7 protein-coding genes are annotated in these 7015 nt (G+C 73.0%); 4 read left to right on the top strand and 3 right to left on the bottom strand.

Annotation, left to right across the window (positions count from 1 at the left end; genetic code table 11):
- A partial coding sequence (locus L615_RS12380; RefSeq protein ID WP_186449848.1) for an FAD-dependent oxidoreductase occupies nucleotides 1-729 on the bottom strand: 729 nt, incomplete at its 3' end.
- 26 nt (nucleotides 730-755) lie between these two features.
- Nucleotides 756-1646, bottom strand: a complete 891-nt coding sequence (locus L615_RS12375; protein ID WP_028653853.1) for a DUF1295 domain-containing protein — start codon at nucleotides 1644-1646, stop codon at nucleotides 756-758.
- A 97-nt stretch (nucleotides 1647-1743) separates the two neighbouring features.
- Between L615_RS12375 and L615_RS12370 the strand changes: the two genes are divergently transcribed.
- From L615_RS12370 to L615_RS12355, 4 genes are all read left to right on the top strand, one after another.
- Nucleotides 1744-3471 carry a helicase gene (locus tag L615_RS12370; protein ID WP_145725255.1) on the top strand — a complete coding sequence of 576 codons (1728 nt, stop codon included), beginning with the start codon at nucleotides 1744-1746 and terminating at the stop codon, nucleotides 3469-3471.
- A gap of 144 nt (nucleotides 3472-3615) precedes the next feature.
- Nucleotides 3616-4770 carry a PD-(D/E)XK nuclease family protein gene (locus tag L615_RS12365; RefSeq protein WP_145725254.1) on the top strand — a complete coding sequence of 385 codons (1155 nt, stop codon included), beginning with the start codon at nucleotides 3616-3618 and terminating at the stop codon, nucleotides 4768-4770.
- Between the two features lie 47 nt (nucleotides 4771-4817).
- Nucleotides 4818-5345, top strand: coding sequence for a GNAT family N-acetyltransferase (locus L615_RS12360; protein WP_145725253.1), 528 nt, complete (start codon nucleotides 4818-4820; stop codon nucleotides 5343-5345).
- 48 nt (nucleotides 5346-5393) lie between these two features.
- On the top strand, nucleotides 5394-5951 hold the full coding sequence (locus tag L615_RS12355; protein ID WP_145725252.1) for a hypothetical protein: 558 nt from the start codon (nucleotides 5394-5396) through the stop codon (nucleotides 5949-5951).
- 21 nt (nucleotides 5952-5972) lie between these two features.
- Here L615_RS12355 and L615_RS12350 read toward each other — a convergent pair whose 3' ends face one another.
- Nucleotides 5973-6929: a hypothetical protein gene (locus L615_RS12350; protein WP_145725251.1), complete on the bottom strand. Its 957-nt coding sequence runs from the start codon at nucleotides 6927-6929 to the stop codon at nucleotides 5973-5975.
- Nucleotides 6930-7015 lie beyond the last annotated feature (86 nt).

Here is a 7015-nt window from a genome sequence, read left to right as displayed (position 1 = left end):
GCTGCCGATGGCCCAGAGCACCGCGTCGGCGTCGACCGGCGCCCGCCCGTTCGTCCACCTCACCGGTCCAGTCGTGATCCGGTCGGCCGTGAAGCCGGCCGGCAGCTCGGCSSGGKGGCGGGGCAGGAGCCGCACCCCGGCCCGGGCCAGGCGACGGCGGGCCACGGACCACACCCGCGGGTGGTGCCGCGGCAACGCCCGCTCCCCCGGGAACGCCAGCGTCACCGCGGTGTCGGGCCAGCGGGTCGCGACCTGCAGCGCGCTGGACACGGCTGCCGCGCCGCCCCCGACGACCAGCACGGAACCCGCACCCGCGAGCCGTGCGTGGGCACCGGCGAGCGCGGCGTCGACGTCTGCGTCGGTCTGCAGGTGCGGGAGCCGCCAGAAGCCGTTGGTGACGCCGGTGGCGACCACGAGGACGTCGTACGGGACGCTTCGGGTGCCTCCCGCGGCGGGGCGGACGGTGACCGTGCGGCCGGCGGGGTCGAGCGCCACCAGCTCGGCGTGCACCTTCTCGACGGGGTCGAGGCGGCGGAACCGGTCGAAGCCGATCCGGTAGTCGCGCGCCCACCGCTCCGGCCGGGCCAGTCGCAGCCCGAGCTCCTGGCCGGAGACCAGGCCCGGTCGACTGGAGACCCCCAGGACGTCGACGTCGGAACGCGCGAGGTGGATGGCCGTCAGCAGCCCGCTGTCGCCGAGCCCCGCGACGACGACCCGGGGCCGCGTCATGCCGGGCCGCGTCATGCCGGGCCGCGTCATGCCGGGGCGCGGCGGCGCGGCGGGCGCGGGACCAGCCGCGGCACGCGGGCGATCACGTCGCCGTACGACGGCCGCCGGGCGAGGCTGCGCTTCTCCATCATCGGGATGCTGACGCCCTCGAACATCGCGACCATCGCGACGAAGCCGACCACCAGCCACCACCAGTCGCCGGGGGCACCGGCGATGCCGAGCAGCGCGAGCGAGAGCCAGAAGGCGACCTCGCCGAAGTAGTTCGGGTGCCGCGACCAGGCCCACAACCCCTGCTCCATCGCCTGCCCGGGCTGGCGGGTGCGGATGAACGCCCGCATCTGGGTGTCCGCCACCAGCTGCAGGACCGCGGCCCCGACGCCCACCACCAGGGCGACCCAGTCCAGCCAGCCCAGCGGCCTGCCCGGCCGCGCGAGCACGGCGTACGCGGGCACCAGGCCCAGGAAGACGATGAGCGTCGGCACGAGGTGGATCGCCACGAGGTCCACGACGGCGCCGAACCGGCCCGCCCCGTCGCGCAGCGGCGCGTAGCGGAAGTCTTCGTGGTGCAGGCCCGGCCAGTCGTGCAGCCAGTTGCCGGTCAGCCGCACCGCCCAGACCGCGACGACGACCATGACCAGCACTGCCCGGCCGTCCTCGACCCCTGCGACGTCGCGGCCGGCCAGGAACCAGAAGCCGACGAGGAAGGGCGGCAGCACGCTCCAGTACGGGTCGTAGCAGCTGGAGTTGCGCAGCGCGCGGCTGCCGGCGAAGACGACGACGGTGGCGAGGAGGTCGGCGAGCAGGGCGTCCAGCCAGAGCCGGTCCGTGTCCGGACCCCACAGCAGCCACGCCGTGGCCATCCCGAACGCCAGCACGTAGACGACCCCGACGCGGACCAGGGAGGCGGTCTTGCTCATCCCGGGACAGTACAGGAACGTGTTCTAGTCAGGGGAGGGTCGACGTCGCCCGTCGCGCCGCGCCCGACGACCGGTCCCGCGCCGGTAGCGTCGCCGGGTGGCCAGTCCCCGACGATCCGGCTCCCGCCGGCGCAGCAGCTCCCGCAGGAGCGGGTCGCGCGCGTCCACCCGGCCGCTGCCGGTCGCCGGGCCGGGCGAGCGGCTGTGGGTGCTCGACGTCCCCTACGGCACGCAGGTCGACGGCGCGACCTGGCACCCGGCGGTGCGCACCCACCTGTACGTCGGCCGCCGGCTGCCCGACCACCTGGCGCCGTACTCCCCCGGGCCGCACACCCTCGGCCGGTTCATCGAGAACCAGCTCAACCCCGGCGACCCGGCGCCGGTCCCCGAGCCCCGGGACCCGCTGGAGCCCCGGCGGTTGCAGTTCGAGGCCGCCGACGCGATCGCGGCGCGCGCCGAGGCGGGSGGCCGGCTGTTCCTGCTCGCCGACGAGCCCGGCGTCGGCAAGACGATCTCCGCCGTGCTCGGCGCCTCGGCGGTCGCGGACCTGCGCGGCGGGCGCCGGGTGCTCGTGGTCGCCGACCGGCCGGCCGCGATCACGATCGGGCACTGGTGCCGCACGATCACCGCCCTCGGCGACGACGGCCTCGAGTGGGTCGTGATCACGTGGGACCGGCTCGACAAGGTCACCGACCACCGGTGGCACGTGATCATCGCCGACGAGGCGCACGCGCTGCGTCGTACGACGACGAAGCGGTGGAAGCTCTGGTCGAAGGTCTCCGGGCACGCCCAGCCGCACGACAAGGCGCCGTTCGTCATCGCCACCACCGCGACCCCGGGCCACACGCCGCTGGAGCTTCCCTACCTCGCGCCGGCGTACGCGCAGGTGCACGGCGAGCCGATGCGGGAGTGGACCTCGACGGCACAGCCCGGCGCGACCTTCGCCAGCGCGCTCGAGCACCACGGTGTCGCCGTCGAGACCGGCCGCTACGGCGCCGCCTGGACCACCGACCCCGCCCGGCGGGCCGCGGACCTCAAGCTGGTGCGTGGCTGGCTCGCCGACGAACGTCCGCCAGCGATGTTGCACCGCGCCGCACCCTGGGGACCGGTGCCGATCTCCGGCATGCCGGTGACCCTGACGCCCGACGAACGTGCGGCCTACGAGGCCGAGTGGGGCGAGTTCTGCCGCGAGATGGACATCGCCCGCCGCGGCCGCAACGTCGCGAAGGGGCGGGCCGCGCTGCTGCGCTTCCGGCAGAAGGCCGGCCTCATCCGCGTCGACTCCACCGTCGACTGGATCGCCCAGCAGGTGCGGGCCGAGCGACAGGTGGCCTGCTCCGTCGAGTTCGTCACGACCGCCGCCGACCCGATCGCCGACCGCCTGCGCGACGCCGGCATCGAGGTGGCGACGATCTACGGCCGCGACCGCTTCGACGTCGAGGCCGAGCGGCTGCGCTTCCAGACCGGCGAGGCGAAGGTGTGCGTGTTCACCACCGTCGCCTCGATCAGCCTGCACGCCGGCGAGACCCTCGCCGACGGCCGGCGGGCCAGCACCGAGCCACGGGTCGGCCTGTTCCACCAGGCCCGCTTCTCCGGCATCGCCGGTCGCCAGGTCACCGGCCGCACCCACCGCGACCACCAGGTCTCGCCGTGGCACGTCGCCTACGCCGAGGGCACGGTCGAGGAGCAGGTCGGCAAGGTGATGGTCGAGCGGATCGCCGCCGCCTCCGACACCGTCGGCAGCGACACCACCGGCCTCACCGACCTGGCCGCGCTGCTCGGTGCGGACTGGCTGCCCGCCGCCGCGCTGACCGAGGCCGACTGACCCGCCGTAGGGCAGTCTCGGCGGACGCTCGCCGTCGGGGAAGCACCATCTGCTCCAAGTCGTGGACCTGTCGCTCGATTCGTGCCAGCCTGCTGGCGAGCACGGGCCTCCGACGGGCCACCCACTCTCGCACGGAGAAGAACGTTGGCAGACGACCTTGTACGGACCCTGTTGCCCGCCTTGGGCCGCGCCGCACGCGCCCCGTTCAACGTGTTCGACGTGATGCGGCATGGGACCCATGAGAAACAGCTCTCCAACGTCTTCGGGTGGCTCTTGGACCCGGAGGGCACGCACGCCCTGGGAGACCTCTTCCAGCGGATCTTCATCGAGCACGTCAATCGCCGCCACCAGGATGCGTTCACCGACGCTCCTTACACCGTCATCCAGGAGGTCAACACCTCCGAGATAGACGCGACGAGGGACATCGCCGACATCGTGCTCGAGAGCCAGCGAGAGATGATCGTCGTCGAGAACTACTACAGCTCTGACGGACACGGGCACGGCTACGACCGCTATCTCAACTACGCGCAGCAGCACGGACGGCGCGGGTGCGTGGTGCTGCTCTGTCAGCACGAGGACAGTTCCCGGCAGACCGATGGGTGGCAGTGGGCGACAGTGATCACCTACTCAGAGGTCATTGACGACCTCTGGAACCGGCTCGCGGATACGTACCGCGACACCCACCCCGAGCAGCACTCGTTCATCGAGCATCTGCACCGCAAGTTCAGCAGAGGGAGAGCCCGCGTGAAGGACGCTGAGATCATCAACTTCATCGAAGCGATGTGCACGACTGGGGAGGCCAGGCGCTACCGCGACCAGTCTCAGGAAGCGGCAGCTCACAAGCTGGCAGCTGACATCGGCCAGCAGGCCATCCAGCGCTTCGAGGACGGTCGCGAGCTCCTGCAGCGAGCGAAGGCTCGGGCGAAAGCATTCTGTGTTGGCCCGTTGGCCTCTCAGCTGGCAGAGGCACTTGGCGGCACCACGACAAAGGTGTCCGCCAACTATTCGGGCATCTACCAGTGGACCGTCAACATCGAGCTTCAAGACCTCCCGACAGACAGGCTTCAGGTCAAGTTCGGCCCCTCCGCCTGGTACGCGATCGAGGAAGACCCTCACTGGGTCGACAAGCCTGACGGCAGCGCCCCCGACTACTCGAAGCTCTTCGTCACTGTGCCGAGCCGCGGCCAGATCCGCCAGACCGACGTCTCCCTGGACGAGGTCCTCACAGGACTGACCGCATCTGACTCGAGGATCCGTGACGCCGTCGTAGCCCTGCTGCGCCCTCACGAAGACGCGTAGCGGACCACTGACAAACCCCGAGGTCGCGCGGTCCCTAGGATCCCCCCATGACCGGGGACCTCGCCTTCCGCGCCGCCACCGTCGAGGACGTCGACGCCGTCGTGGCGCTCGTGCAGTCGGCCTACCGCGGCGACGCGAGCCGCGCCGGGTGGACGACCGAGGCGGACCTGCTCGACGGGCAGCGCACCGACCCCGACGACGTCCGCGCCGCGATCGGTGCGGCCGACAGCGTCGTCGTACTGGCGGAGCGCGACGGGTCGCTCGCGGCCTGCTGCCACGTCCAGCGCCGCGGGGACCGCTGCTACTTCGGCATGTTCGCCGTCGACCCCACCCGCCAGGGCGGTGGCACCGGCAAGCAGGTCATGGCGTACGCCGAGGAGCTGGCCCGCACGCGGTGGGGCTGCACCGTCATGGAGATGACCGTGATCCGGCAGCGCACCGACCTCATCGCCTTCTACGTCCGCCGCGGCTACACCGACACCGGCCATCGCTCGCCGTTCCCCTACGGCGTCGAGCGGTTCGGCATCCCTCGACGCGACGACCTGGAGTTCACCCTGCTGGAGAAGGCGCTCTGACCGCGACACGTGCAACCGGTCGCCGGCCCGGCACCGTAGGGTCGGGGCATGCGCCGCACTCGGGCTGCCGCCACCGCCTGCGCCCTCGCCGCCCTCGTCCTCGCCTCCTGCAGCGACGACGCCGACCCGGAGGAGCCCGGCCCGGGGCCGGCCGCTGAGTCGAGCGCACCGGCGGGACCCGCGCCCGGCGTCGTCGTCACCACGACGGAGGGCGAGGAGCTGGTGTTCGACGACTTCGACGTGACCTGCCGCGACAGCGAGGACGACCAGCCGGAGGCGAGGATCGTCGTCGCCACCGCGACCGCCACCGCCACCGGCGACGACGCGGCGACCCTGCAGCTGACCACGGTGGAGACCACGAACGGATGGCGCCTCGACCTGCCGCACGTCGAGGAGTACGGCAGCGAGGAGACCTTCGTTAACCTCTTCGTCGCCGTCGACGGGACCGAGCTGTCCTCGGCGGAGGAGGGCGCTTCCGGGAGCCTGCTCGTCGCCCTCGGTCGCTGTGACCCGACACCCGGGATCGAGGTGCAGGTCGAGGGCACCCTCGGCAGCGAGAACTCCGACGACACCGCGACGGTCGAGGGCCGCATCTCCGTCGGCTGACCGCCTGTTGCCCGCCGCCCGCTAGCCCAGGGGCGCGCCGAGCGCCCGCTGCAGGGCGAGCACACGGCGCAGGTGCCGGACGACCAGGCCCGCGAGCACGACGAGGTAGGCGCCGACCGCCAGCAGCACGACGGCCGGCGCCTCGCCCCGGGCCAGGGCGACGAGCACCGTGGCCAGCAGCACGAGGGCCTCGAGCGCCGTCACCACGAGGGCGCCGGGGTTGAGCCGTCCGGCGACGAGGGTGAAGCCGGCGATCGCGAGGAAGAGCGCGTGCGGCACGGGCGGGCCGAAGGTGAGGTCGGTGGTGGCGACCAGCAGCGCGAGGAGGACCTCGACGGCGAGGCCGACGGCCAGCGCGACGGCCACGACGCGGCTCGACGAGGCCACCGGACCGATCGGCACGAAGCGAGAGCCCTCGTCGGGCCGGACCACGTCGTCGGTGCCCCCGCCGCCGACGGGTACGACGTCCGGCGGGTCCTCTGCGGGACCGTCCTCCTCGCCGGGCAGCACCCAGTCGAGCTCCTGCAGCTCCAGCTCCGCCCACGCGTCGTCGAGCCGGATGCCCGCAGCGTCGTGGAGGACCGCGAGGACGCCGTCCTCCGGGAAGTCCTCGGTGTCGAGGGCGGCTTCCACCGGCCACGGCTCGCCGTCGGAGGAGACCGTCTCGCCGCCGTACAGGACCCGCTCGCGGGCGCGGGCGCCGTCGCGGAAGCGCAGCACGAAGACGTCGGCGGTGCTGCCGATCGCGGCTCCGGCCAGCGGTGCACCGAGCTCGACGGCGGCGACGTCGGCGACGTCGAGCAGTCGCGGGTCCGCGCAGGTCAGGACGAGGCGGCCGCCCACGACGGCGGCGTGCGGGCGCTCCTCCCCCATCGCCTCGTCACCGGTGGTCGCGCGGCCGGTCGGCACGACCCCCAGCCGTGCGAGGTCCTCGATGCCGACCCCGGTGAGGGCGACGAGGGCGGTGTTCAGTCCCATGGGCCGAGCCTGTCATGCCGCGCAGGTCTGCTGCGCGGTCGGGGACCTGTCGGCCCCGGCTCGTAGGCTGCCGCCAGGACGCCCGC

It is taken from the genome of Nocardioides sp. J9 (assembly GCF_007829375.1).
Lineage (GTDB): Bacteria > Actinomycetota > Actinomycetes > Propionibacteriales > Nocardioidaceae > Nocardioides.
This window is presented reverse-complemented; position numbering and strand designations above follow the sequence as displayed.

What these genes read in the sequence shown, in the direction of transcription:
- L615_RS12360 (WP_145725253.1), top strand. Translation starts at nt 4,818, where the DNA reads ATGACCGGGGACCTCGCCTTCCGCGCCGCCACCGTCGAGGACGTCGAC.
- L615_RS12355 (WP_145725252.1), top strand. Translation starts at nt 5,394, where the DNA reads ATGCGCCGCACTCGGGCTGCCGCCACCGCCTGCGCCCTCGCCGCCCTC.
- L615_RS12375 (WP_028653853.1), bottom strand. Translation starts at nt 1,646, where the DNA reads ATGAGCAAGACCGCCTCCCTGGTCCGCGTCGGGGTCGTCTACGTGCTG.
- L615_RS12350 (WP_145725251.1), bottom strand. Translation starts at nt 6,929, where the DNA reads ATGGGACTGAACACCGCCCTCGTCGCCCTCACCGGGGTCGGCATCGAG.